Origin of the sequence: Psychrobacter sp. PP-21, assembly GCF_033790785.1 — a bacterium.
Taxonomy (GTDB): Bacteria; Pseudomonadota; Gammaproteobacteria; order Pseudomonadales; family Moraxellaceae; genus Psychrobacter.
Map to the genome: position 1 here is coordinate 143,678 of NZ_JAMYEB010000005.1, position 26,984 is coordinate 170,661.

Sequence of the window (26,984 nt, forward strand, 5' to 3'; positions counted from 1 at the left end):
TGTTTTATAAGCGCAGCAGTTCATGCTAATAATAGTCGAAAGGTAGCGGTTAATGTACCATAGTGTTTATAGTGGTTTTACGCACAGTTGCCGTTATCAAAAAACATCATTCGATTTATCTACATTAAGGAATTTTGTATGTCAGGATTACTAAAAAACCTACCCGCCAAGCTAACTGGTAAGCGACCAGCCAAAGTCTCTGACAACAAAAAACCACCCACCGAAACACCCAGCAGTACGCTAAAACCTATTAACAATCAATTTACCAAACTGCTATCTGTCACCAAATACCTACCTGCTGGTGCACGCTCAAGCATTTTGTCTAAAGCCTTTGGTAAAGTCGTGCCTTACGTAGGGACGACAGGTGTGTACTACGAAACCGTCGAACCAAACCAAGTGGTCGTCAGCCTCAACAATGTCAAAGCGGTACAGAACCATATTGGCTCTATTCACGCAGTAGCCATTACCTTGCTGGCTGAAACAGCAACAGGATTCATTTTGGGTTTAAACCTACCTTCTGATCGTATACTACTGATCAAATCCTACTCGGTTAACTTTTATCGTCCAATCAAAAAAGGTCAAATTGCGGCGGTGGCTAGTCTCTCTGATGAGCAGCGCTTGGAGATTTTAAATACGCCAAAGGGTGAAATGGTTATTCCTTGCGTCATTGATGACCGTGAGTCTGACAGCGACCGCGACCCTATCGTAGTCGAGATGACTTGGGCCTGGATTCCAAAATCTGAGCTAGAAGCACGTCGCCAAGGCTCGGCGGACAAAACAGTAGAAAATGAGACCGTTGATAGTAAATAATGAGTTGGATTGAGGTAACCTGTGATATTTACTTCTTGTAATGCAGGTTACCTATTGGCAATCAATGAGATAAGTGCGCGATGTTCACATCGCACACTTATTTATCTACAGCCTCGCTGGTCGTCTTGTACTCACTACATCAGTCATCACTTCTCTATTTTTGCTTATTACCTATCTTGTTCAATCATTTGTATATCACCGAACTTAGACTAGAACTAGACCAGAATTAGACCAATATTTTGTCATCCGCCAATGCGCTCTCTTTTGTAACTCGCAGCACCTCTTCTAACGTCGTTCGCCCCTCTATCACTTTACGTAGACCATCGGCGCGAATCGATGGCGTTTGTAGGCGCGCATATTCTTCTAGCTCATACTCAGCAGTATTGCTATGGATCATACGGCGCAGCGTATCATCAACTGGCACGACTTCATATATCGCGGTACGACCTCTAAACCCTGATTGATTGCATTTATCACAGCCAACGGGTTTCGGTAAGCGAATGGACGTGTTGACTGCCTTTTCATTATTATCATCTGCATCTGACGCCATGCCAATTTCGGCAAAGAGCTTGGCTTGCTCCGTATCTGCTGCCTGCCAGTCATGACAATGTGGACACAAAGTACGCACCAAACGCTGCGCTACCACACCAATGAGCGAAGACGATAGCAAAAATGGCTCGACACCCATGTCTTGCAAGCGTGTCACTGCACCAATAGCCGTGTTGGTATGTAATGTCGACAAGACCAAATGCCCTGTCAAAGAAGCCTGTACAGCAATCTCCGCCGTCTCTAAGTCACGAATTTCACCTACCATCACGACATCGGGATCTTGGCGCAACATCGCTCGTAGACTCTTAGCAAAGGTCATATCTACTTTATTATTCACTTGCGTTTGTCCGATACCGTCCAACTGGAATTCAATCGGATCTTCGGCGGTCAAGATATTACGAGTTTGGTCATTCAGATCAGTCAATGCAGAATATAGCGTGGTGGTCTTACCCGAACCCGTCGGACCAGTCACCAAAATAATGCCATGTGGACGATGAATCAAACGTTTAAGCTCGGTATAGTCATTATCAGATAGCCCCAAATACGTCATATTTAGGCGACCTGCTTGTTTGTCTAGTAGTCGCATCACCACGCGCTCACCAAAGCTCGATGGCAGTGTCGATACGCGCACATCCACTTCGCGCCCTGCCAATCGCAAGCTGATACGGCCATCTTGCGGTACACGTTTTTCAGCGATATCTAACTTTGCCATGACTTTGATACGCGAGACTAATAATGGCGCCAACTGGCGTTTTGGGGTGATGATTTCTTTGAGCTCACCATCGACACGAAAGCGAACAACCAAGCGCTTCTCGAAGGTTTCTATATGGATATCGGACGCACTTAGACGAATGGCTTCGGACAGTAATGCATTGATCAGGCGGATAATAGGCGCGTCGTCTTGCTGATCCATCAGGTCTTCAGTTTCAGGGACGCTGTCTGCTAGGCTATCAAGGTCTGGATGATCTTCAAGACCAGCGGCGATATGCTGCGACTCTCCTGTATTACCAGCGTAAGCGGCGTTCATACGTTTTTCAAAGTCATCTGCGCTGATACTTTCGTAAGTAGGCACGCTGCGGCTACCTTGCTGCTGCAAAAACCGCACCGCTTCATTGATTGCAGATAATGGTGTGGCTTTTGTCAGTACTAACGTCGGCGGCAACTCAGGGTCAATCGCGAGTATCGCAAAAATCTGATGGCGTTTCGCAAAACTGTACGGTAACTGCATCATAAAGACGACCTAATAAAAATAGTATCAAAAACCAAATCATAGCCGAGCGTTGTAAACACCTTGTACGCCACTGACCAAACCAAAAAGAGTGCAAGTAAGATTGGATGAGTTTGTTATAATAGCATTTTGTTTTAGACGCGTATTATTTTATGCGGTGGGCAGTTTTGGCTATCACCACTCACTTAAAGTTACAGCATATATAGGCATCGATTTTTTATTTTGCTGATGGTGCGCTATTATTGTCTATCTCATTTTTTAATATTGCGAATACGGCTTATGATATTTCGCTATACTCAGTTTCATACCATGTAGGGACGTTGCTCGGCAATGACTTGAAGTACTTGCGCCTATGTCCCTTGTGTTTGAATTATCTTCAACCGATTATATCTACCTCGCCCGCTCGCCATTAGGATTTTTAGTTATGTCAGAGAACGTTAGCACTGCTACTCACCCGACACCACTTTTGCAAGATACTTTTACCGTTGGTAGTCGTACCTTTTCCTCCCGTCTATTGGTCGGTACAGGCAAATATAAAGACATGACTGAGACCGGAGAAGCCATTGCCGCTTCAGCAGCAGAGATCGTGACCGTTGCTATCCGTCGTGTCAACATTGGTCAAAATAGCAATGAGCCTAATTTGCTTGACGTCATCTTACCTGACAAATACACCATTTTACCCAACACTGCTGGTTGCTTCGATGCCGAAACAGCCATTCGTACGTGCAAGCTGGCTCGCGAGCTATTAGGTGGACATAACTTGGTTAAGCTTGAGGTATTGGGCGATGAAAAAACCCTTTATCCCAACATTACCGAGACACTAAAAGCAGCGCAGGTATTAGTCGATGATGGTTTTGAAGTCATGGTTTATAGCTCAGATGATCCTATCGTCGCGCAAGAGCTGGAGAGTATGGGCTGCGTCGCTATTATGCCACTTGGTAGCTTGATTGGTTCTGGACTCGGCTTACTGAATCGTCATACACTCAGTCTCATTATCGAAAATGCCAAAGTCCCTGTATTGGTCGACGCAGGGGTCGGTACAGCGTCTGATGCCGCAATTGCCATGGAGCTTGGCTGTGATGGTGTCCTGATGAACTCCGCCATTGCTAACGCGCAAAACCCAGTAATGATGGCACATGCCATGAAGCACGCTATATGGGCAGGTCGCGCTGCATTTATGGCAGGTCGTATGCCGATGCGTAAGATGGCGACTGCCAGCTCGCCGCAGACAGGGTACTTTTTTCAGTAATCATTTAAACTGAATTACATAAAGACCAATTATAAAATAATAAGACAGAAAGACTACTTGGTCAGCGCTCTGTCAGCTATCATTTTTTATTCATTATCGTCATAAAAGGATTTATTATGCGACTTCTCACAGCAGTCGACCAATTGTTTTTACTTCTTGAGTCGCGTAAACAACCTATGCATGTTGGGGGATTGTTTTTATTTGAACTACCAGAAGGTGCGGATAGCGATTTTGTCTATCAGCTGGTACAACAAATGCAGAACTCTGATGTGCCGCCAAGCTTCCCGTTTAATCAGGTGCTAGAGCATTTGGTGTTTTGGAAAAAAGACAAAGATTTTGATGTGGAGCACCATTTTCACCATGTAGCACTTCCAAGTCCCGGGCGTGTTCGTGAGCTGTTGATGTATGTGTCAAGAGAGCATGGACGACTGCTAGATCGGGCGATGCCTCTGTGGGAATGTCATATTATTGAAGGGATTGAGCCAGAGGTAGAAGGCGGTCCTGAACGGTTTGCTTGGTATTTTAAGATTCATCATTCACTCGTTGATGGTATCGCTGCGATGCGTTTGGTCAAAAAATCCCTGTCGCAGTCTCCTGCTGAGCCTGTCACGCTACCCGTGTGGTCATTGATGGCGCGCCACCGTAACCAAGTCAACGCTATATTGCCTGCCGAAAGATCTATCAAAAAGATCTTAAAAGAGCAGATATCGACCATCAAGCCGGTATTTACAGAGTTGGTAGACAACCTCAAGAACTACGGTGATGAAGGCTATGTCGGTACGTTTGATGCGCCGATGAGTATCTTAAATAAGCGTATATCAGCATCGCGCCGAATCGCGGCGCAGTCCTATGATATACAGCGCTTCAACATGATCGCCGATAGGCTCAAAATCAGTCGAAATGATGTGGTTCTAGCCGTCTGTGGTGGCGCTATACGTCGTTACCTGATATCCATGGATGCGTTGCCAAGCAAGCCTCTCATTGCTTTTGTGCCCATGTCACTACGCACTGACAACAGCATATCGGGCAATCAATTGTCATTTATATTGGCAAACTTGGGCACGCATTTAGACGATCCGATGCGTAGAGTAGAGCTAATCCACCGTAGTATGAATAATGGCAAGCGCCGCTTTCGCCGTATGAATCAAGCGCAAGTCATTAACTACAGTATCGTCTCATACGCTTGGGAAGGCATTAATCTAGCGACTGGACTGTTCCCTAAAAAACAAGCGTTCAACCTAATTATCTCTAACGTTCCTGGCTCTGAGAAACCCCTCTACTGGAACGGTGCACGTTTGCAGTCTTTGTACCCCGCTTCTATCGTATTTAATGGTCAAGCCATGAATATTACCTTAGCCAGTTATTTGGATAGGATTGAGTTTGGCATTACTGCATGTAGCAAAGCCTTGCCGCGTGTACAGGACATGCTGATGCTGATAGAGCAAGAGTTGCAACTGCTTGAGACCACCAGTAAAGAGATGGCGTTTAAAGGCATTACTGTTGAAGACAAAGGCGGCAATAAGGGTAATAATAAAACAAAAAAGCTGGCTCCATAACGGAACCAGCTTTTTGTTGTTTGGATAACAGCTATTTACTCTTCAGATAACCCAGTGCTATTAGCTATCTACTAGATAGCTCTGCATTTCGTCTGCGCTTAGATAGCGTCGCCCCAGATTGGCACGACTGTCTGCATCAATGGCTTAAGCAATTTCACATTACAAGCAAAGATAGAACCTGACGTCATAGAGTTGTGCGCACCAGTATGGTCAACTACAACGCCGCGTGCTTCAGTCACAATCAACTCACCTGCTGCGATATCCCAAGGCTTGATAGACATCTCAAAATAACCGTCAAAACGACCAGCAGCGACATAACATAGATCAAGCGCAGCTGAACCCATACGGCGTACCTGACCACCTGCCTCAGATACCTTCTGTAAGCTCTCAAAATGCTGTTTAGCAAAAGAGACCACTTCGCCATTACGCTTACGCTCAAGCGGATGACCGGTCGTAAAGAAACCACCATCAATGGTTTTGCGTTCGCTCACTTGCATACGGCGATTGTTCAGGCGCGCGCCTTTACCGCGGCTCGCTGAGAACATCTCATCACGAACAGGATCATAGACCACACCATGTTGGGTGACGCCTTTGTGCTGTACAGCGATAGATACACAGAACTGCGGTACACCATGTACAAAGTTTTTGGTGCCATCTAGTGGATCGATAATCCAGCACCAGTCAGCATCTTCACCGCGACCTTCTTGCATACCAAACTCTTCACCCAAAAACGAATGATCAGGGTAGCTGGCTTTTAGCGTCTCGATTGTAAGCTCTTCGCTAAAGCGATCGATACGCGTGACTAGACCATCAAGTCCTTTAGACTCAATATCTAACTCAATCTTGTGGCGGTTTTGATGCGCATATAAAATCTCTTTACCAACTTTTTCAGCAGTACGCGCTGCGATGACGACCATGGGTTCCATAAATAACCTATTTGCTTGATGAATGAATATAAAAAATAAGACCAACTCTGTGCCCACAACATGCCAAACAGCCGCCGCATCACACCACATCTATGCGATTTAAAAACGTGTCTCTTATAAATGAAAATTTATAAACGACAATCGCATTATACTAAAATTGTTCGATAAAAACGAAAAAACCATTACGCTGACGATACCAATGTTTTGATAGTCATAGACACTGCGCAAGTTGTAAAAAAGTTAGCACCTACGGCTAGCAGGTGTTTGCTCTGTTTAGAGAGCTAATATTTGTGTCATTCAATGTATATTTAAAGTATTGAGTGACACAATCATAGAATGAAATAATCCGTGCTATGACAAGAGCTGCTTGAGCTGCCCTATCACACCAGCGACGTCTAGACCACAGTCTGCCAATTGCTCTGCTTGTGAGCCGTGAGCGATAAAGCGATCAGAAATACCTATATTACTAACTGATGGACGCTGACGTTTGAAGGCTGTAGATTCATTGAGCAAATACTCATTTACCGCGCTACCTGCGCCGCCCATAATCATGTGCTCTTCTAGCGTTGCAATATGAGTCACCCCTTGCGCCAATAATCTTTCAATCATTGCCGTATCTAAAGGCTTTACCCAGCGCATATTGATCACATGTACCTGACACGCCAGCGTGGTATCAGTGGCTATGCTCTCAGCTGCTTGTTGTGCTGTTGCCACTATCGTACCGAATGCCAGTAACGCAAGCTTATGAGGCGCATCATCGCTGCCAACGACTGAATCGACAACCGCTTCACCAATTTTATAAATTTGTGCTGGTTGCTCGATAGCAGCGCCAGTACCAGTGCCGCGCGGATAACGCACAGCAGTGCAGCCTTGGTATTCATAGCAGGTATTGAGCAGATGGTAGCACTCGTTCTCATCTTTTGGTGCTGCAATGATGACATTAGGAATACCACGCAAAAACCCAAAATCAAACACGCCAGCGTGCGTAGCACCGTCTTCACCCACTAACCCTGCTCGATCGATGGCAAACATCACATCGAGATTTTGCAAAGCCACATCATGAATCAGCTGATCGTAACCGCGCTGCAAAAACGTCGAGTAAATCGCAACAATAGGTTTAACGCCTTGGGTTGCCATACCCGCGGCTAGCGTGACCGCATGTTGCTCAGCGATAGCCACATCGAAAAAACGCTCTGGGAAATGACGAGCAAAGTCAATCATCCCTGAGCCTTCTTCCATAGCAGGCGTGATTGCCAACAGCTTATCGTCCTCGTCCGCTTTATCACATAAAAACTTGCCAAATACTTGCGAGTACTTCAGCGCAGGTTTTGTATCTGGTTTAATTGGTTCTATAGATTCATTCGAGATTTCATTATGACTCTCGGCGGGTAGCTTACTAATCGCATGATAGCCAACTGGATCTAATTCTGCTGGCGCAAAGCCTTTGCCCTTGGTGGTATATATATGTACCAAGACTGGGCCTTTGATCTGCTTTGCTAATGACAACACTCGCAAGAGTTCAGGAATATCATGCCCATCGAATGGACCAAAATAGGTAAAACCAATGGCTTTAAACAAGTTATCTTCTAACATCGGTACGTCACGCATCTCTTTGTGACGTTTACGGCGATCAAATGCTTGCATATCAGGGCGCTTACACAGCACCGGCTTGCCCGTCTCAGAGATATCGACTTGGTAGCCTGACTCCCACAGCATTGCTAGATGTCGCGAAAACCCACCGATAGAACAAGATATCGACATGTCGTTATCATTTAAGATAACCAGTAGATCAGCGTCTTGTTGTACGGCATCGTTCATCGCTTCAAACGCCATACCGCCTGTCATTGCCCCGTCACCAATGATACAAGCAACCGTTTGTGCTCGGCCTTGATGGCGTAGCGCCAGACTCATGCCCAGACCTGCTGAGATAGAGGTCGATGAATGCCCCACACCAAAAGTATCGTAAACAGACTCAGCGCGCTCAGGAAATGCCGTCAGACCATCTTTAGATCTAATGGTCGCCAACTGATCACGGCGACCAGTCAATACTTTGTGCGCATAGGCTTGATGCCCCACATCCCATACAATCTGATCTTGCGGCATATCTAGCAAATAATGCAACACGATGGTCAGCTCAATCACACCCAAATTAGCGCCAAAATGTCCCCCACTCTGACCGGCTGAATACAGCAAAAAAAGACGCAGCTCATCAGCTAGCGTAATTAGCTGAGCTGATGACAACGTATTCATATCAGAGGGAGAGTCTATCGAATCAAGCAATGGCGTATTAGGGCGTACACGTGGAATCACAGTATAAGTCTGCTGTAAGCTCGATAGCTGGGCAGCAGGATCAGATACTGATGCAGATAGGGACTGAGACTTTGGGGAGTGAGGTGACTGCTGCATAAACCGTACGATACCTACCAATCTGCTGACAAGACGCGCCTGTAGTATAGTTAAGACTACAACCAAGGCACGCCAATAATATCTACATCGTTATTGATGTAATCGACCATATAATTATTCATGCAACTTTTACGTGTATATAGCTGCGCTACGTATACCATCGGCACACTACCCTAGTAGATCATGCCTTAAGACTACGTGTTTGATACTGCGTGGTGCGTTGATACTGTGTGCTTCACCGCTAGAGACTATATTAAGGGCTGTGTTAGAGAGTGTTATTATGCCCTATTAGTTTGCATCAATATCGGATGTTAGTGACGACATAGTAATGTAAGGGTATAGACTTGTCACTGTATCCGTCAAAATAGTATGGCATAATAGCATTTTTTTTTAATTGTCGCTTTAATCATCGTGCGTCGTATGTGAACTTTGTGTGTTTTTATAATAAATACAATAAGCACGCGCTCTTTACGAACAGGGTATACTGATAATAGCTTAGCCAAATTATATAGGTTAGGATATCGTCGCTGTTTTAGTACAGACATCACAAACGCTTTACCGCCACGATTATAGGCTTATGCAGGACAGCAATGTCATATCAATTTATCACTAGTGCCAAATTACCAACTCGTCACGGCGAGTTCGATATTCATATCTTTGAGAACGACGAGGGTCAAGAGCATGTGATGTTGACCGCTGGTCTGTCTGCGGTCGATCAAGAGACCAGCAGCACGACTGCACAGCACTCAAGTAATGCTGACTCAGTCTCTCCAGTTCCGCTAGTGCGTATTCATTCTGAATGCCTGACGGGTGATGCCTTTAGCTCATTGAAGTGTGACTGTGGTCCGCAGCTCAATAGCGCCATGCAAGCGATACAAGAAGCTGGGTGCGGTGCAATTTTGTATCTTCGTCAAGAAGGTCGCGGTATTGGTCTAACCAACAAGATTCGCGCTTATGCCCTGCAAGACCAAGGACACGATACGCTAGATGCCAATCTCATGTTGGGGTTGCCTGCTGATGCGCGTATATATGACATGTGCGGGCCGATGCTGGCACATATCGGCGTTGACGCTGTGAGACTCATCACTAATAACCCAAATAAGGTTGCTTATTTGACTGAGCACGGTATCGATGTCGTTGAACGTGTGCCCATGCTCGTTGGCGTAAACGACATGAATGCTGAATACCTAGCAACTAAGCGCGACAGAATGGGACATCTACTGGATCAAGACCTCAATCTCGACAAAGACTTTAATACAGCCATACACCTGAACAAATAGACAGCTTATGAGTATTTCACACACAGACAACATGACAGACTTGCCCGAGATCGCCTCAGTGGCCACGCCAACCAACAGCGACATCATGCGAGTGCGTGAGTTTTTGGTTGATTTGCAGGCACGTATTTGTGACTCTCTAGAAGCGCAAGAGCGTGATGGTGGCGGCAATGCCACCTTTGTTCCTGATAATTGGGAGCGTGCAGAAGGCGGTGGCGGTCGGTCATGCGTATTAGCCGATGGCGCGGTCATCGAAAAAGCAGGCGTGATGTTCAGCCATATTCATGTCCACAATCTGCCAGCCTCAGCGACGGCACGCCATCCTAATATCGCTGGCCGAAAAGCCCAAGCGATGGGCGTCTCACTGGTTGTCCATCCCAAAAACCCTAACGTGCCGACCAGCCATGCCAATGTACGTCTGTTTGTGGCAGAAGCAGAAGGCGAAGCGCCTATTTGGTGGTTTGGTGGTGGTTTTGATTTGACCCCTTTTTATCCTGTTTTGGCAGACTGCGTGCACTGGCATCAGGTGTGCCATGATTTATGTGCGCCATTTGGTGATAATATTTATGCTGATTTTAAGCAGTGGTGCGATGAGTATTTTCATCTGCGTCATCGCGATGAACAACGCGGTATCGGTGGCCTGTTCTATGATGACGTCAGTACCGAGAGTCGCGGCTGGGATTTTGAGACCTGCTTTAATTTTATGAAAGCAGTTGGTAACGGTTATCTTGACGGCATCATGCCCATCTTTGAGCAGCGTAAAAATACACCTTATACTGATGAACAGCGTGAATTTCAGCTCTATCGTCGTGGTCGTTATGTTGAATACAACCTTGTCTACGATCGTGGGACGTTGTTCGGATTGCAAAGTAACGGACGTATCGAGTCTATACTAGTCAGTATGCCGCCGCTTGCTAGCTGGCACTACCGCCTCGAGCCTGCTGAAGGTACGCCTGAGTTTGAGTTGACTGACTATTATTTAAAGCCCCGTGATTGGCTGGCATTAGAGGTCCATAAATAGTTCGTATTTGTCAGTACCTGATATCATCATTATCAGAAGTTCTGTTTTTGTTAGAGAACTCCCATCGAGTCAGCTGCAATAGCTGACTTTTTTCGTTCAAAAATTTCTATTTATCGTGTACGTTATTGCGTTTTTATAGCAAAAAACAAAAGTATAAAAACAAAAAAACTGAGCACTGAGTCCACACATCTTAAACATCTTCACAATAACCTGAACGCTTACGAGGATATAACAACTATATCATCACCATTTTGCAGATAACGGCTACAATAAGAGAAGTTCTTTGACGGTCACTGTACATAAAAGAATTTTCGGCAGTATTTTTATAATAATATTTTAGGCAAAGTGAGCGTTTACAATGACGTCTGCGATTGGCCAAGTTTAAAGGAGTAAGTCATATGGCACAGGTTCACACCAACAAATCTTTAAAGTCTTTATTCAGCATTACCTTGATGGCAGCTGCATTAGGTTTAACCGCCTGTAGCAGTCCAGCAGATGATTCTGATATCAAAGCACGACAAGACAGTATGAAAAGCTGGGGCGATGCGATGGGCGTCATGGGTGATATGGTCAAAGCGCCTGATACATTCGATGCTGCAGTGTTCAAAGAACAAGCCGCATTCTTAGCAGAAGACGCTTCAAGTCCTTGGAGTCATTTTGAAAACCAAGAATCTATGGGTAACGCGACTGAAGCTGTTTGGTCAAATGCTGATGGCTTCAGTGCTGAAGCAGATAATTTCCAAAAAGTGACTGCTGATCTGAGCGCTGCTGCACAGACAGCTACGAGTGCCAGTGACGTTCAGCCTGCTTTTGGTGAAGTGGGTGCAAGCTGCAAATCGTGCCACACAGAATTTAGAGCAAAGAATGACTAGGGCGTATCCCTAATTCAAACGCTTATCACTAAATGGGCTAAAAATGGCTAAATCTTTGACAAACGGCGTCAAATAGCTGGTCAATATCTCGATATTGTCTGCACTATCTTCCTTGTTTGCCTGCGATTTATTTCATTTTTATCACCATTTTTGAAATAGGGACACGCCCTAACTCTAGCCATTCATAAAAAACAGCCAAACAAAAACCACCCTATCAAAGATAGCGTGGTTTTTTCGTTTTTGAAATTAAGTTTCGTCAGCCGCAAACAGTACATTGCGAACCACAGAGCGCGAGTCTGCTGATCCACCTAGAGAGCCTGATAGTATCCCTACAGCTGCCAAAAAAGACGCTAGACGCATGTGGGCTGCAAAGGTTGCGCCATCCTTGTCAGAGGTCCATGTACTCATCAATGGGTCTGGAAACACAAAGACCACCACACCATACATGAGCACACCAAACATAAAAAAAAGATAGATCAAAGTCAGCATCAGTGCGACATAAGTCGCTCCAGCCGTGACCACTGAGCTCTCTGACGTCTGCCCTCGCCGCGTGGATACTAGCCGAAAGGAAAAAGCGCGGTACAGTACAAACGTGGCTGCCAAAAAACTTGCTACTACAAATATCATTAGCTGATTATAAGAGACCGAGGCTGCAAAGTCCCAAGTCTCGCCGCCGAAGATGAGTACAATAATCACTGATAGCGCGGTTGCGATCATGGTTGGCAGTTTGGTAGCGATACGCAAAGGATTGGCGCGAATAGCCCCGCGAAGAATACGTGGAAGATTACCAAAAACATGCCGCATAATAAAAGCACATCTACTGCCTTCAGAGTAACGGTCATTAGCCTCTCGTGGCAAGTTTTTACTCATTTGCTGATACTGTGTATTTGTGAAGTGCCGCATGGTATCAAGATCGTCTGGCACTTGGACGCGTGCCATATAATTGGTTGGTGTGTCCGCGTAGTTGAGATTGAGCAGCCGTCCAAAACAATGCAACATGAGGCTGGCTAAACGCTCGGTACGTAGCGCTGGCTTAGGAGTGCTATCTTCTCCGTAGGCGATCAAACGGCGCGTTGAAATCACAGCGACATTGGTGATTTGTGAAGGAAGGGCCAAGAGATAGGACATCGACGCCGCTGCAACTTCTACGTCCGTAATGATAAGCAGAAAAGCAAGTTTGCGTTCGGTTTTCTCATTGATACCGATTTGAATGAAATCAAGAGCTAGATAACCGTTTTCGCTCGAGTTAAGACTAGGACTTGCAAAAGAAAAGGATTCGACCTGTACCGCTAGATTCTGCTGGACGATCTGACTAAAGGTAGCCGTTGCTGCCGCCGTCAGATCATTGAAAGCACCGTCGCTCTCTCGCCCAGCCATATCGAGCCTCATAATACCGACAGCGAGATTCTATCGGTCACTGAGGGATGCAGCGGATCAAATGAGAACTCTGTACCAGCCAAGCTACTCGGTCACCGGTTTGTTGGTTTCGTTAGTGTGGTTAGCGTCTTCACCTTGTTGCTCGTTTATTTGCTTAACAATAGACTTTACTGAAGGGTCGCTCAAATCTATCGTGCGGATTGGGAACGGAATATTGATGTCTGCTGCATCAAGAGCGTTTTTGATCTCGACGATCACTTGATGAATCGAGGTGACTTTGTTGGCCTGCGTGCCATCTTCGATGAACCAGCGTACCATCAGATCCATAGACGAGCCACCGAACCCTGTCGCAATCACGCTAGGTGTGGCCTTCTTTGACACGCTACTGACTTTGTCTAGCGCTTGCAGAATCTCAGCTTTTGCGGTTTCGATATCATCCTCATAACCAATACCAACCGCCACTTGTAGACGACGCTGTTTATAAGCGGTGTTGACCGTCAATGCCGAGGTATACAGCTCCGAGTTTGGGATAACCACTTGCCTACCATCATACGTTTTGATGGTCGTTGCACGAATTTTGATATCTTCAACCGTGCCTTCATAGTCCCCTGAGACAATCTGATCGCCGATACGAAATGGCTCTGATATCAGCAGTAAAATACCAGAGAGTAGGTTTTGGAAAATGTCTTTGAAGGCAAAACCAATCGCTACCGAACCGATACCAAGCGCGCCGATGAGCTTAGCAGGTGTGAATCCTGGAATAGCAACGACCATGGCGATCATAAAGCCAATAAATAAAATAAGTGCCCCGCCTATCCGCTGGAACACCTTTACCAAGTTTTGATGACGCACGCGCGCGCCGAGTATTTTATGTACCACTTTTTTAAATACAATAGACAATAGCCAAAAAATACCCAGAACAATAAGCGCCGCCACAAAGTATGGAATGCGCTCGATAAAGCCGCTCGCCAAATCTTGCGTGGTATAGACCACTTGTTGATAGATGGTCACACCATCGGTTAGCGTGTTCGATATGCGGCTCAAATCAGGGGTGGGCATAAAGGGTTACTCCTATTATTGTTTTAGCGCGTGTTTAAAAGGATAAATAGCTGGCTGTAATAACTGGCTGCATTGCCAATTACAATATCTCAATTACGACATCAAATCAGCTTGTACAATTTCGATCCAGTAACCATCGACATCTTTGATAAAGGCAATGTTTTTCATACTGCCATCTTCTGGGCGTTTTTTGAATTCGACATCGTTTTTATCAAACCAAGCAACCGCCTCTTCTAAATTCGGTACGCTAAAACAAATATGACCGAAACCTTGCGGGTCTTGATTACCATCATGATAGCTAAAGTCAGCTTTTGTCTCGGTGCCGTAGTTGTGCGTCAACTCCAAAATACCGCGCTGACGAAACGCAAAGATTTCTAAATCGTCGCCAGTTGGCAAGTTTTCACGCTCGCTCTCGGTCAATTTTGCCAAGAAATACAAATCAAATCCCATATCAGGGAACTTTTTGACCGCAAGCAGTGTCATACCCAGAACGCCCGTGTAAAACGCTAATGATTTGGCGGGATCTTTGACACGTAGCATCGTATGGTTAAAGGTAAATCCTGTCGTTTGCGCGGAGATTGGCTGAACGCCATCAGTACTAACGCTGCTGGCTGGCTGGTTTATGATTGAGTCATTATTGTTAGAGGGAGCAGACATAATTATCCTAATATAATTCAACAAATAGATTTATGGTTGCGCAAGTCTCGGCTGTCATAATTCGCGCATCCCTTTCATCATAATAAAAAATAGCAAAATAAGTGATAGGGTTTTGTAAGAGTATGAACAAAGTATGTTCATATTTAAGCAAATATTAACTGTCTAAGAATTTAACCTTTCCTGTTGCCAAATCATACTCAGCACCAACGACGAGCAGCTTACCACTATTGGTCAAATCCTCTAGTGCACGTGATCCATGCTTTAGCTGACTGACGGACATACGTACGTTGGCACGGATAGAGCGATCGACCAGCTCGTCTGCATCGACAGATTGACCATTGGCAGTTGCCAATTCATGTAAGTTATAGACACTTGGACGAATACGATCAACGATAGACTGTAAGTTAGGCGAGTAATTCTGTTCAGGATTGATCAAAGTCTCAACACAAGCGGTAACCGCACCGCACTGGGAGTGTCCAAGGACAACCACCAACTGCGTACCAAAAGCCTCTGCTGCAAACTCGATTGAGCCTATCTGTGAGGGTGCCACCACATTGCCCGCAACACGTATGACAAACAAGTCTCCCAATCCTTGATCAAAGACAATCTCAACAGGTACTCGTGCATCCGAGCAGCCCAAAATAATGGCCAACGGATTCTGGTCTTTGACCAATTCTGGGCGGCGCTGCATATATTCATCGGTACTGGTGAGGCTATCCACGTAGCGTGCGTTACCTTCTTTTAACAGCTCAAGCGCTTCTTGACCGGTTGTTGGACGTGTATCGTTAGGCATGAGAGATCCTTTATTATCAATAATATGAGAGTTATAAGTGGCTTTGCATATATATTCAAACATAGGTATACGCACAACTACCAGCTTATCACGCGTATGATGTTTGTCAGCCATATTGTGATTGTATAGGAATAACAGCCAAAAAATGATAAAAAACTTTGTTTAAATGTCATTATATAAAGCACATATCACTAGAAATATCGCCGTGTTTATCGCTGTCATAGCGGTAAGGCTCGCATCACTGATAACGAACTTGCACTGATTTGCATCAAGGGTTTGCTATAATGTGCAGGAATCAGGCAACAATCAAACAGTAATCAAATCGTGCTTACGCTCCTGCCAGTTTTTTGATGACAGCGAGCGACCTCGATGGCCACGCCAGCTACTATATCGGATGCTTAGGAACAGATATTATGACCGACCCATCTCAAAACACGCACACCACTTCTGCGTCTCTTCATGATGACAAGACACTACTGAAAATAACGGGTCTCAAAAAAACCTACGATCAAACCGAAGTGCTAAAAGACATCAACCTTGATATTAAGCATGGTGAGTTTCTGACGCTGCTGGGCCCATCAGGATGTGGCAAAACCACATTGCTACGCTTGATTGCTGGTTTTGAGCAACCAAATGCAGGCGCAATACACTTGGATGGCGTACAAATGGCAGGCTTGCCTGCTGATAAGCGCCCGGTCAATACGGTCTTTCAGCAGTACGCATTGTTTCCCCACATGAGCGTCGCGCAAAATGTCGCGTATGGACTGACCTTAAAAAAAGTACCGAAAGATGAAGTTAAAACGCGGGTCAGTGAGATGTTGGCCATGGTGCAGTTGGAGCATTTAGCCAACCGCAAACCACAAGACTTATCTGGTGGACAGCAGCAGCGCGTGGCAATCGCGCGCGCCGTAATCAATCGACCCAAATTGTTATTGCTTGATGAACCATTATCTGCGCTCGATCATAAACTGCGGTTGCAAATGCAGTCTGAGCTAAAGCGCTTACAGCGCGAGCTGGGCATTACCTTTGTGTTTGTGACCCATGATCAAGAAGAAGCGCTGTCGATGTCAGACCGTATCGCGGTGATGAAAGATGGCACGTTCCAACAAATCGGTACGCCTATCGAGATTTATGAAACCCCCGCCAATTTGTTTACCGCCAAGTTCATTGGTGAGACCAATCTATTTAGAGCCGAAGTTAAGGGCGTCTATCCAGACCAGCCAGATCGTGACGGTAACGTGACCAATGGGCGCATTGAAGTCGAAGTCTGTGAAGCACAGGCGCAAGAGGGACCAACCACGCGGCGTAATCTGCGTCGACCCAATTTTGCCAATGATGTGCAAGTGGGCGACATTGTCAATTTATTACTACGCCCTGAAGATCTGCGTATCTATGATCCAAAAGACAATGAGCATAATGGACTAGTAGGCCGCGTCATTGAAAGTAACTATAAGGGCAGTACCTTGGACTCTATTATTGAATTGGCCAATGGTCATATTATTAAGGCCTCTGAATTCTTTGATGAAGACGACCCAAGCTTTGATTATAAATTAAACGAAGGCGTAAAAGTCTCATGGGTCGATGGCTGGGAGTGGGTATTGCCAAATGATACTGACCATGTACATAATTCGACTGCACACAAGGATGGGAGCTGATGGCACGCAATCACCTAAGCAGCAAAAGTCCATTTCGTACGGTCACGCTCTGGCTGATTTGGGGCTGGTTACTTATTTTTGCGCTATTACCAAATATATTGGTGATCGCGGTCAGCTTTTTGACCCGAGACAGTAGTGATTTTATTAGTTTGCCTGTCAGCATCGACAGTTATGTGCGCATGGTTGATCCGTTATATTTTGAGGTATTTGTCCATTCATTATGGATGGCAGGTATCACAACGGTGATCTGCTTGCTACTGGGCTACCCTTTTGCGTGGCTAGTATCTAGGGTGAAAGTACGATGGCAACCGCTACTTATGCTGCTATTGATCCTGCCATTTTGGACCAACTCTTTGGTACGAACCTATGCGCTCAAACTGCTCTTTGCTAATAATGGCTTGATTAATAAGTCGCTGCTGGCAATTGGTGTCATTGATACCCCTATCGATATTTTATATACACAAGGCGCGGTGATTGCAGGCCTCACGTACTTGTTATTCCCCTTTATGGTATTGCCGTTATATGCGGTGTTTACCGATTTGCGCAATGATATGCTGCTGGCCTCACAAGATTTGGGCGCTACGAAAATGCAAACCTTTTGGCACGTGGTGCTGCCTTTAACGACACCGGGCATCATCTCTGGCTTACTGCTCGTGCTCTTGCCGGCGATGGGTATGTTTTATGTGGCAGATATTTTGGGCGGTTCTCGTAACTTACTGGTCGGTAATATCATCAAAAACCAGTTTTTGGACGCCCGCGACTGGCCCTTTGGTGCGGCGGCGAGCGTGCTATTGACGCTTGCGATGGCAGTACTACTGCTGGCTTACCGTGCTAGTAGCCGCCGTATTGGCAAAACTGATTTTAATGAGGTGGCCTAATGTCTTATAGCTCACCAAACAAAACAACTCGTAAGCTAAAAATCGGCAGTATCGCTGCCAAAGGCTATCTCGGACTTATTTATACCTTGTTATATCTACCTATCATTGTCTTGGTAGTGATGTCATTTAATAAGTCAAAAATCGGTTATAACTGGGGCGGTTTTAGCTTGAAGTGGTACGAGTCGCTATTTAACAACCAAGCGATGCTCGATGCGTTTTGGCATTCTATTGTACTAGGACTGGTGGCCGCTACCGTCTCAACCTTGATAGGCACGCTCACCGCACTGGCGCTACACCGTTATAATTTTCGTGGTAAAGGCTTGCTAAATGGGCTGCTATTTGTCCTGATGATGTCGCCTGAGATTGTATTAGCCATCTCATTATTAGCACTGTTTTTGTTGATCGGTCTACAGTTAGGCTTTGTCTCACTATTGTTGGCGCACATTACCTTTTGCCTACCCTTCGTTGTGATTACCGTTTTTGCACGCTTAAGTAGCTTAGATGAGCGCTTGATGGAAGCGGCACGCGATTTGGGCGCTAGCGAATCTACGATGGTACGTACAGTGCTCATTCCCGTTATCCTGCCAGCGGTCATGGCAGGTTGGTTGCTGGCTTTTACCTTATCGCTCGATGATGTGGTGGTATCGACTTTCGTCACGGGGCCAAGCTATGAGATTTTACCGCTACGTATTTATTCTATGGTGCGGGTCGGTCTCAAGCCAGAAGTCAATGCGATAGGGACGTTATTGCTGGTTGCTTCGCTGGTATTGGTCGTCATCTCACAGCTGTTATTACGTAAGCGCTAAATGTTGATTGCTTATTAATTGCTCATTAACTACTCATTACTGATGGACTATGAGTGAAAGTCAGCGCTATATTGACTATAATGAATTTTTCTCACGGTAGCGGTTAGGTCATATCATGCTTGAGTTACGTCATCTTAATACATTAACCGCGCTGCGTGCGCATGGTTCGCTTGCGGCAGCGGCAGACGAGCTACACGTCACTGCCTCTGCTGTGTCACATCAGCTAAAAGAGCTCGAGAACTATTACGATATCAGCTTGGTCAATCGCCGAACTCGTCCGCTTAGCTTTACGCCAGCGGGCAAGGCGGTTCTATCATTAGCAGACAATATCCTGCCGCAAGTGACTCGCACCAAATCCAACCTCAAACGCTTAGCACACGGTCAAGCTGGACGATTGCGACTGGCATCAGAGTGCCACAGTTGTTTTGACTGGCTCATGCCGATACTCAATCACTATCGCCGTGAGTGGTCGGATGTCGAGCTCGACTTTGCCACAGGGTTTGAGCCTGAGCCGCATCATCTGCTGATGGAAGGTGATATTGATCTACTCATTACGACCAGCGATTTGCCGCTCGATGGTATCAGTTATCAGCCATTGTTTGAGTATGAGAGCCGTTTGGTGCTGTCACCAACACATGATTTGGCAGCACAAGATTTTATCGAGCCAGATGACTTGACCAACGAGACGCTTATTGCCTATCCCGTAGAAGCCAAACGTCTCGATATCATTGCCAACTTTATGACGCCAGCGCAAGTCAGCTTTGAGAATGTCCGTACAACAGAGCTGACCGCAATGCTGATCCAGCTGGTCGCGAGCGAGCGCGGTGTGGCAGCACTGCCCGACTGGGTCGTTGCTGAATATGAGAAAAAAGGGTGGGTCGTCTCACGACCCTTAGGTGATGGCGTACATTGTCAGCTATACGCAGCGACACGTACTTCTAGTCAAGATATTGCTTATATGCAGGGATTTGCCAATTTATTGGAAGGGATCGTCAAGCCAGTTTAATATTTCACTGTTTATTACATTTTTTGGTTATAAAATATCGTTCGCTTTCTTACGTTATGATAGGCGTTATGGCAAATAATGGTTCCCTAGTGAGGACTTGAGCATGAGGCTTTGGGACATTGGTATCAATGGTTCAAATTATTAAATAATTGCAGTGTTCTTTCTGGACATTTATATAGAATATAGGATGTTTTCAAAAATGAGTGAAACAGCAGATTTATTCCGTAACGAGCAAGAAAGCTCTCAATTTAACGCATGTGTCGGTAACAACGGCTGGAGAGGAATGTTCTCTCATATTGATGGCTACCAATCAGCTACTTTAGTAATGTTAGAATCCATCTTATCTCAATATATTCCAGATGTAGATTGCAATAGACCTAAGCACGCCTTTCTTTGGAATAATGATACCTCAGTTTATCCTATACTATTTACTGCTAGACATTTTATTGAAATTTATATTAAACAAAAAATAGATACTATTAATTACTTTAAAGTTAAAGAAAATATTGATGAAAAACTAGTGAAAACACATGATATAGAAAGACTTTGGAATATTTTTGTTGATATTGTTGAGAGAACAAAGGATTCAAGACTGGCTGTTTATATAGAAAAAATCGCACCTTATATTCAAGACTTTAACAGCATAGACCCGACTGGAGAAACGTTTAGATACCCATACAGCTCTGAAGGAGCAATGCATTTAGAAGGTATGGGAGTAATCGGGCTTTACAATTTCTATAATAAATTTACTGAATTATCTAAAATTTGTGAATCGTTTACTTATGAAATGGATTCGCTAGTAGACGAGTACAAAGCAAAAACCTTTACTAAAAGTCTAAGTCGGAAAGATATAGAGGCTATAGCGCAAGAGCTGCCTATTTTCGAGGAATGGAGTAACCCTAGTTTCTCCGATATAAAAAAAAACTTGAAGGCTAAGCTATTAATAGGCTCTAGAGAACTATCGGAAGCGATTAATATTATCAAAAATCATATGGAGTTTAAACGTTATATTTATCCAAATATTTATGAACTTCAAATAGATAAAGATAAGTTATCTGAAATTTTATCTGGTGATCTGAACGAAGGTCATATTAATACCCTTACAGATGAAGAAATAGCAAGCTTAAGAACCCTAGTAGAGTTAGGAACAGCTATAATGGGAGGGCGATATTTTTCAGAAGATTATGAGAACCTATTCAATTCGTTTTTACAAGAATCTAGATTATGTGAGTATGAGAAACAGTCTAATTATGAATACAGTATCAGGAACAAGCATCGAATAAAAGATGGATTGAATAGAATTAATTATACCCCACTGGAACCACCAAAACAGACTTCTTAAACAATTAACAGACTAATATGATTGAACCACTTATAACAGACCATTAAACGATTAATATCTACTAATGACTACAAAACCAACTTAAAGAAATAAAAGCCAAGCGCGGTTGCTAATAATGTCAGTCCAACGTGCAAGCCGATGAGCGCTAAGCCTGCCAGCAGTCGCCCGTCATGGATAAAGCCAAATACCTCTGCACTGAAAGTACTAAAGGTAGTCAACCCACCCAAAAACCCAGTAATCACAAACACACGAACGTTATCAGATAGACCACTTCCCATGCGCTCAAACCACACCAGTGCCAGTCCTATCAGCAGTCCACCCAAGATATTAGCGCCGAGCGTGCCAAGTGGTATCCAGTTGTGTAACGCATTAAAGCGCGACAACCACGCACGCAAACAAGCACCAAGTGCTGCTCCCAGACCAATAGCAAGCCACTGCATAGACTGTCCTTAGTTCGTATAAATTTGTTGGACAAAAAGCTCAATTATACGGCTGGTAACTCTGTCATTGGCCAGCGCGGAATACAGCTAACGGCCAAATCATCTGACTGCCCAGCTTGCAAGCGCTCAAACCCTGCATAAGCAATCATCGCGCCATTGTCTGTACACAGCGCGGGCGGTGCATAGTGGACCGTCGCATTGATCTTAGCCAGCTCTGCCTCTAGCATCTCGCGCAGGTGCGTATTGGCACTGACGCCACCTGCAATGACCAAACGGCTCATACCTGCTTGCTTGAGTGCTTTGACGCATTTTTTCACTAAGGTATCGACCATCGCATATTGGAAGCTCGCGGCGATATCCGCGCGAATTTGCGGATCACTATCAGAGCCAGCAGTGTCTTTAATCAGGTTATGTACCGCTGTTTTCATACCGCTAAACGAAAAGTCCAAACCTCGATGTAGCATCGGTCTTGGAAGCGCATAAGCATCAGGATTGCCAGCTTCTGCCAGTTTGGCAACATTAGGCCCACCGGGATAAGGTAAGCCTAGCATCTTAGCGGCTTTATCAAAGCACTCCCCTGCCGCATCATCGATGGACTCGCCTAGTATCTCATACTCGCCGATGCCTTTAGCCGCGATCAGCTGGGTATGGCCACCTGAGACGAGCAAAGAGACAAACGGAAAAGCGGGCGGATTAGCGCCCATCAGCGGCGCCAATAAATGCCCTTCCATATGATGAATACCAATCGCAGGAATATCCAAACCATATGCCAAGCTACGACCAAACAATGCACCCGTCATCAGAGCACCAATAAGACCTGGACCTTTGGTAAAGGCGATCGCATCGATATCGCTTTTATTCATATTGCACTGCTCAAGCAGCTCGTTGAGCAATGGCACAAGTTTACGAATATGATCGCGACTGGCAAGCTCAGGTACAACGCCGCCATAGAGCGCATGCAGCTCAATTTGCGAGTACAGCACTTGCCCGACCAAGCCCTGATTGTCACTATTGATCTGCTCGCTATCAAAGATCGCAAGCCCCGTCTCATCACAAGAGGTCTCTAAACCCAATACCTTCATACTTTTGCCTTTATGCTTTTGTTTTCGGACTATTTTTCGTCGCGTCTTTGTCTTATACCGCTTTGGTTTTATATCACTCTAAAACTGTCAATAGTAAATAAGATAAGTGACACACAGCCAGTCGAACGTCTGAGAGTGATATGAATAAAAATGGGCATAAAAAAACCGCCATTGTCAGTCACAATGACGGTCATTTTAACAAATTTCAATGGCTGATATATGCTATATCTACCGTATCAGCTTACTGACGCGAGCATATAATCAACAGCCGCTTTGACTTGTTCCTCAGTCACACCATCTACCGCTTGAGCCGGCATTTTGTTAAAACCTTTGACCGAGTGCATATATAGCACTTCTTTATCTTTGGTCAAACGAGCCGTCCAAGCTGCTTTATCGCCATATTTTGGCGCATTAAGTAACCCAGCAGTATGACAAACCTTGCAATTTGATTCGTACAGCGCGCTACCAGCATTTGCAGTTAACACTTTCGGCTCAGCAGCAACATCAGTTTCTGCCGTTATCGTCTGTTCTGTAGCGTCAATCTCGCTAGTGGTATCAATGACTGGTGCGTCGGCTGCCACTGTTGCTTCAGTAGCGTCAGACTCTACTGGTGCTGTCGCCGCCTCGTTGTCACTACTACAAGCGCTTAATGCCAATAACATGCTTATACTAATTGCAGACAAGCTCAGCTTATTTATATGCTGCTGTATCTCAATCATGACCTGACCTTTTGATTGGCTTATTCAGCAGGTGTTGCTGCTGCGTCTTCCGTTGCCATCTCAGAACTTTCATCAGTAGGTGCCGCTTCGGTATCAGTGCCATCTGTAGTCGCCACTTCTGCCATATCAGCGTCAGCCATCCCCGCTTCGGCAGTCGCCGTCCCATCAGCGTCTGTCGTAGTTGCATCAGTCGCTGGCATTGGTGCTGTCTCTGGGAACTCCATCTCTTGGGCAGGTGGTCCATTTTTGATTGCAAGCTCAGCAGCTTCATCAACGCGATCGATTGCTAGTACTTCTTCATGCTCTTCACCGCCACTACAAGCGCTCACGCTTGCACCTAACGCTAGAATAAACGCCACGCTCAATACTGTTTTTTTCATGCCAAATCCTCAATAAAATACACATAAAACGGTTTATATGCTGACTACAATATGGAAATTATCATAGCATAAACTCCTACCAAACCGTTATAGACCGTAAGGACTTTTTATTTCCAAAGAGTTTTTGTCTATGAGCACAATAAACTAAAGCAGCGGATCTTATAGACTGACTTATATAAAGAACATATATGAAATTATAAATAGCTTATAAGCAATAAATCGTTAAAATCATTGACTTTGTTGGTATTTTTTATTAAAATACTTGCCCTCACACTTATGCGTGAGAATTGTCCTAGTTTGAGCTGATGCCTGTAATCTTGAGATATTACGGCTAAATACTAATACACAGCCAAACTAATGCCCTTATATCTCATCCTAATCGAGGAGTCTTCATGCCTGCAGTTAAGGTTAAAGAAAACGAACCAGTTGATATCGCTATCCGTCGTTTCAAACGTGCTTGTGAAAAAGCTGGTGTATTATCAGACGTACGTAAGCGTGAGTTTTATGAAAAACCAACGCAAGTACGTAAGCGTAAAAAAGCTGCTGCCGTAAAGCGTTATAAGAAGAAGTTACAACGCGAAACTATTCGTACCACTCGTATGTACTAATCAGTAATCTGATTAGTTAAGTACAAGCGCTACACTAACGCCACTGTTATCAATCGATATCAGTGGCGTTTTTTATGCTACAATTTTTGTTATTACTGCTGACGCCACTTTTTATCAAAGCCCGCTCTCAGCAGGTTTTACCCCAAAAAACCTAATCAGAAAACAACCTAATTAAACCGTATCTAATAAACAGCAGTTAACAAATCAATAAGGATAATAGCAGTGAGCCAACTTAAACAGACTCTATCAGACAGCATCAAAACCTCTATGAAAGCGCGTGAACTTGAGCGCGTTAAAGTACTACGCAACGTACAGTCAGTGGTTAAACAGATCGAGATCGATCGTCAGACAGAGCTCGATGATGCACAAGTACTAGAAGTACTACAAAAGCAGCTAAAACAACGTCAAGAGTCGCTCACTATCTTTACAGAAAATGGCCGTGATGATTTAGCGGCAAAAGAGCAGTTTGAGATTGATCTTATCAATGAGTTTATGCCGCAGCAAATGAGTCATGATGAGATCATGGTGTTGGTCAATACTGAAATCAAAGAACAAGGTGCCACCTCTATGCGCGATATGGGTAGCGTGATGGGCGTATTAAAGAATAAGACCGCTGGTCGTGCTGATCCTGCCCTAATCTCTAAGATGGTTAAAGAGACGTTACAAGGCTAGAGCTTTGCTTGAACTATGAGCGTTGCTAATAAGTATGAAACGTAGGTTCATGCAAACATGATCTGACACAACCAAAACCGCCTAAGGCTCGAAGTCTTTGGCGGTTTTTATTGCTTTGATTTCTGCATTGATATTGGCCAGTAACGGACGCGCGCTATTGGCTTGCGCTGTGGTTTGCAAATTCTCAGTCAACTGCTTGGCTTGCGTCAGTGAGGTGAGCGCACTCTCATAACGTCCATTCCATAACTGATCATAACTGCGATAGCGCAATGCATTGATTGTCGCAATATTTGCCAGTGTTGGTGACGTTGTGGTTTTAGCAAGCTTTTCATTAGCCAGCTGTAGGCTTTGCCACGCATAACGATCGCTTGGTTGCTGCGTTGTAAGTGGTTTTAGCAATGCCTGTGCTTGTGTCGGTTTATTACTGTTGGTGAGCGCTTCTGCCAAATAAAGACGCAGGTCACGGCGCTCAGGATAGAGCCGCTGCTGACTCTCTAAAATATCTACCGCTTGCTGCCATTTGCCTTGCTCACTGAGTAGCTCACTATGGGCAATTGATAGTAAAGGCTCTAGTTTTTGGCGCTGAAGCACAGGGAGTTTATCTATCTCAGCCAATACCTTATTAGCCTCTTGAAAGCGCTGCTGCTCGCCATACCACCTCATCAATGCCAGCTTGGCTCCCAGACTGTTTTTGGCAGCGGTTGTGAGCGTCACCTCAGAGGCATGCTTGCCGGTACTTTGTACACGCCAATAGAGCAGATCAAACAATGCCTGATGGCGCTGCTGCTGACTCAGTGACAACGTAGGATACTGCCCAGCACGGCTCTGCGACTCACTTAAGCGTTCACCACTGAGCGGATGCGAGCGCACAAAGCTGGGCAAGAACCAATTTTCAACCTGATTGAGCTGGCTTTGCTGATTCATCGTGGCAAAAAACCGCGGCATCGCTCGAGGGTCATAGCCCGCTTGGGTCATAATTTGCATCCCTACTCGATCGGCCTCGCGCTCGTTGTTTCGACTAAACGCCATACTGCTATTCATAGATACCGTCTGGCTACCCGCCATGACAGCCGCAGCGGCATCGCCATCGACGGCTGATGCAGCGATCGCAGCCAACATACCCCCTATTTGCATCAGCAACGCTTTTTTGCGCTCGTCTGCGCCGTGCTCATAGTGACGTTGACTGATGTGCGCCACTTCGTGAGCTATGACACTTGCCAGCTCATCCATACTATTAGCAGCCAATATCGTCCCTGTGTTGATACCTATGACCCCACCAGGTGCCGCAAAAGCATTGATACTAGGGTTATCAAGAATTACCAAACCAAGCGGTGCTTGCTGACGTGCTTGGGCGTTCAGTCGCCACGTCATGTCTTTTAACGTTTCTTGTACCCATGGATCGTGCTCCATTTTGACACGACCATTAATATTCTGTAGCGACCATTCACCAAGCATTTTGTTTTGATACTGCTCAGAAAAGCTTAGTCCCTGCCCGCGCAAATTGGGTAGTTCTAATGCTCGTGAGTTTATTGTTTGCCCCGCATACTCTCCAAATGACAGCATTTGGGTGTCATTACTATGAGCACCTGTCGACGTCGCTAGTAAAGCCATTGACA

General features: G+C 45.2%; 25 protein-coding genes. 13 read left to right on the top strand and 12 right to left on the bottom strand.

The annotated features are described in order from the left end of the window. The first annotated feature begins 138 nt into the window (after positions 1 to 138). Positions 139 to 810 (top strand): DUF4442 domain-containing protein, encoded by a 672-nt coding sequence (locus tag NJD71_RS06730; protein WP_319051168.1) that lies wholly within the window; start codon positions 139 to 141, stop codon positions 808 to 810. 226 nt (positions 811 to 1,036) lie between these two features. Here NJD71_RS06730 and gspE read toward each other — a convergent pair whose 3' ends face one another. After that, entirely contained in the window at positions 1,037 to 2,590 is a 1,554-nt protein-coding gene (gene gspE / locus NJD71_RS06735; RefSeq protein ID WP_319051169.1) for a type II secretion system ATPase GspE, read from the bottom strand. Positions 2,591 to 3,053: 463 nt separating this feature from the next. Between gspE and NJD71_RS06740 the strand changes: the two genes are divergently transcribed. Both NJD71_RS06740 and NJD71_RS06745 read left to right on the top strand, forming a co-directional pair. Beyond that, a complete protein-coding gene (locus NJD71_RS06740) occupies positions 3,054 to 3,836 on the top strand; it encodes a thiazole synthase (RefSeq protein ID WP_319051240.1) in 783 nt (260 codons plus the stop codon). A 116-nt stretch (positions 3,837 to 3,952) separates the two neighbouring features. After that, positions 3,953 to 5,392 (top strand): WS/DGAT/MGAT family O-acyltransferase, encoded by a 1,440-nt coding sequence (locus tag NJD71_RS06745; RefSeq protein ID WP_319051170.1) that lies wholly within the window; start codon positions 3,953 to 3,955, stop codon positions 5,390 to 5,392. Between the two features lie 98 nt (positions 5,393 to 5,490). On the opposite strand, the gene NJD71_RS06750 is transcribed toward NJD71_RS06745, so the two are convergent. Together NJD71_RS06750 and dxs are read right to left on the bottom strand one after the other, a co-directional pair. Continuing rightward, a complete protein-coding gene (locus NJD71_RS06750) occupies positions 5,491 to 6,318 on the bottom strand; it encodes an inositol monophosphatase family protein (protein ID WP_319051171.1) in 828 nt (275 codons plus the stop codon). A 351-nt stretch (positions 6,319 to 6,669) separates the two neighbouring features. After that, the gene (gene dxs, locus NJD71_RS06755) at positions 6,670 to 8,724 is read right to left on the bottom strand and encodes a 1-deoxy-D-xylulose-5-phosphate synthase (RefSeq protein WP_319051172.1); all 2,055 of its coding nucleotides are present in this window, start codon (positions 8,722 to 8,724) and stop codon (positions 6,670 to 6,672) included. Positions 8,725 to 9,314: 590 nt separating this feature from the next. On the opposite strand from dxs, the gene ribA reads away from it, so the two are divergent. The 3 genes from ribA (at position 9,315) to NJD71_RS06770 (ending at position 11,894) form a co-directional block, all read left to right on the top strand. After that, complete coding sequence (gene ribA, locus NJD71_RS06760) at positions 9,315 to 10,004, top strand: GTP cyclohydrolase II (RefSeq protein WP_319051173.1); 690 nt, start codon at positions 9,315 to 9,317, stop codon at positions 10,002 to 10,004. 31 nt (positions 10,005 to 10,035) lie between these two features. Beyond that, positions 10,036 to 11,022: an oxygen-dependent coproporphyrinogen oxidase gene (hemF, locus tag NJD71_RS06765; protein ID WP_442967659.1), complete on the top strand. Its 987-nt coding sequence runs from the start codon at positions 10,036 to 10,038 to the stop codon at positions 11,020 to 11,022. Positions 11,023 to 11,420: 398 nt separating this feature from the next. Continuing rightward, positions 11,421 to 11,894: a c-type cytochrome gene (locus NJD71_RS06770; protein WP_319051174.1), complete on the top strand. Its 474-nt coding sequence runs from the start codon at positions 11,421 to 11,423 to the stop codon at positions 11,892 to 11,894. 246 nt (positions 11,895 to 12,140) lie between these two features. Here NJD71_RS06770 and NJD71_RS06775 read toward each other — a convergent pair whose 3' ends face one another. The 4 genes from NJD71_RS06775 to NJD71_RS06790 all read right to left on the bottom strand — a co-directional run bounded on the left by NJD71_RS06775 (position 12,141) and on the right by NJD71_RS06790 (position 15,780). Then, positions 12,141 to 13,271 carry a hypothetical protein gene (locus NJD71_RS06775; RefSeq protein WP_319051175.1) on the bottom strand — a complete coding sequence of 377 codons (1,131 nt, stop codon included), beginning with the start codon at positions 13,269 to 13,271 and terminating at the stop codon, positions 12,141 to 12,143. A gap of 84 nt (positions 13,272 to 13,355) precedes the next feature. Next, complete coding sequence (locus tag NJD71_RS06780; RefSeq protein ID WP_319051176.1) at positions 13,356 to 14,330, bottom strand: mechanosensitive ion channel family protein; 975 nt, start codon at positions 14,328 to 14,330, stop codon at positions 13,356 to 13,358. A gap of 93 nt (positions 14,331 to 14,423) precedes the next feature. After that, positions 14,424 to 14,987: a lactoylglutathione lyase gene (gene gloA, locus NJD71_RS06785; protein WP_319051177.1), complete on the bottom strand. Its 564-nt coding sequence runs from the start codon at positions 14,985 to 14,987 to the stop codon at positions 14,424 to 14,426. Positions 14,988 to 15,141: 154 nt separating this feature from the next. Beyond that, positions 15,142 to 15,780: a carbonic anhydrase gene (locus NJD71_RS06790; protein ID WP_319051178.1), complete on the bottom strand. Its 639-nt coding sequence runs from the start codon at positions 15,778 to 15,780 to the stop codon at positions 15,142 to 15,144. A gap of 413 nt (positions 15,781 to 16,193) precedes the next feature. Here NJD71_RS06790 and potA point away from each other — a divergent pair, with 413 nt between their 5' ends. From potA to NJD71_RS06815, 5 genes are all read left to right on the top strand, one after another. Next, positions 16,194 to 17,435, top strand: coding sequence for a spermidine/putrescine ABC transporter ATP-binding protein PotA (gene potA / locus NJD71_RS06795; protein WP_319051179.1), 1,242 nt, complete (start codon positions 16,194 to 16,196; stop codon positions 17,433 to 17,435). Next, entirely contained in the window at positions 17,435 to 18,313 is an 879-nt protein-coding gene (gene potB, locus NJD71_RS06800; protein WP_319051180.1) for a spermidine/putrescine ABC transporter permease PotB, read from the top strand. Before potA ends, potB begins: the two co-directional genes overlap by 1 nt. After that, positions 18,313 to 19,119 (top strand): spermidine/putrescine ABC transporter permease PotC, encoded by an 807-nt coding sequence (gene potC / locus NJD71_RS06805; RefSeq protein ID WP_319051181.1) that lies wholly within the window; start codon positions 18,313 to 18,315, stop codon positions 19,117 to 19,119. Before potB ends, potC begins: the two co-directional genes overlap by 1 nt. A 115-nt stretch (positions 19,120 to 19,234) precedes the next feature. After that, positions 19,235 to 20,125, top strand: coding sequence for a LysR family transcriptional regulator (locus tag NJD71_RS06810; protein ID WP_319051182.1), 891 nt, complete (start codon positions 19,235 to 19,237; stop codon positions 20,123 to 20,125). Positions 20,126 to 20,324: 199 nt separating this feature from the next. Next, positions 20,325 to 21,467 carry a hypothetical protein gene (locus NJD71_RS06815; RefSeq protein ID WP_319051183.1) on the top strand — a complete coding sequence of 381 codons (1,143 nt, stop codon included), beginning with the start codon at positions 20,325 to 20,327 and terminating at the stop codon, positions 21,465 to 21,467. Positions 21,468 to 21,535: 68 nt separating this feature from the next. Here the strand turns inward: NJD71_RS06815 and crcB are convergent, their stop codons facing one another. The 4 genes from crcB to NJD71_RS06835 all read right to left on the bottom strand — a co-directional run bounded on the left by crcB (position 21,536) and on the right by NJD71_RS06835 (position 24,088). Next, entirely contained in the window at positions 21,536 to 21,907 is a 372-nt protein-coding gene (gene crcB / locus NJD71_RS06820) for a fluoride efflux transporter CrcB (protein ID WP_319051184.1), read from the bottom strand. A 44-nt stretch (positions 21,908 to 21,951) separates the two neighbouring features. Then, positions 21,952 to 22,989 carry a tRNA (adenosine(37)-N6)-threonylcarbamoyltransferase complex transferase subunit TsaD gene (tsaD, locus tag NJD71_RS06825; protein ID WP_319051186.1) on the bottom strand — a complete coding sequence of 346 codons (1,038 nt, stop codon included), beginning with the start codon at positions 22,987 to 22,989 and terminating at the stop codon, positions 21,952 to 21,954. Between the two features lie 236 nt (positions 22,990 to 23,225). Further along, positions 23,226 to 23,708, bottom strand: coding sequence for a c-type cytochrome (locus NJD71_RS06830; protein WP_319051187.1), 483 nt, complete (start codon positions 23,706 to 23,708; stop codon positions 23,226 to 23,228). Between the two features lie 20 nt (positions 23,709 to 23,728). Next, positions 23,729 to 24,088: a hypothetical protein gene (locus NJD71_RS06835; protein ID WP_319051188.1), complete on the bottom strand. Its 360-nt coding sequence runs from the start codon at positions 24,086 to 24,088 to the stop codon at positions 23,729 to 23,731. A gap of 392 nt (positions 24,089 to 24,480) precedes the next feature. Here NJD71_RS06835 and rpsU point away from each other — a divergent pair, with 392 nt between their 5' ends. Both rpsU and NJD71_RS06845 read left to right on the top strand, forming a co-directional pair. Continuing rightward, on the top strand, positions 24,481 to 24,696 hold the full coding sequence (rpsU, locus tag NJD71_RS06840) for a 30S ribosomal protein S21 (protein WP_010195908.1): 216 nt from the start codon (positions 24,481 to 24,483) through the stop codon (positions 24,694 to 24,696). 222 nt (positions 24,697 to 24,918) lie between these two features. After that, positions 24,919 to 25,368: a GatB/YqeY domain-containing protein gene (locus tag NJD71_RS06845; protein ID WP_319051190.1), complete on the top strand. Its 450-nt coding sequence runs from the start codon at positions 24,919 to 24,921 to the stop codon at positions 25,366 to 25,368. An 81-nt stretch (positions 25,369 to 25,449) separates the two neighbouring features. Here NJD71_RS06845 and NJD71_RS06850 read toward each other — a convergent pair whose 3' ends face one another. Then, entirely contained in the window at positions 25,450 to 26,979 is a 1,530-nt protein-coding gene (locus NJD71_RS06850; RefSeq protein WP_319051191.1) for a M48 family metallopeptidase, read from the bottom strand. Positions 26,980 to 26,984 lie beyond the last annotated feature (5 nt).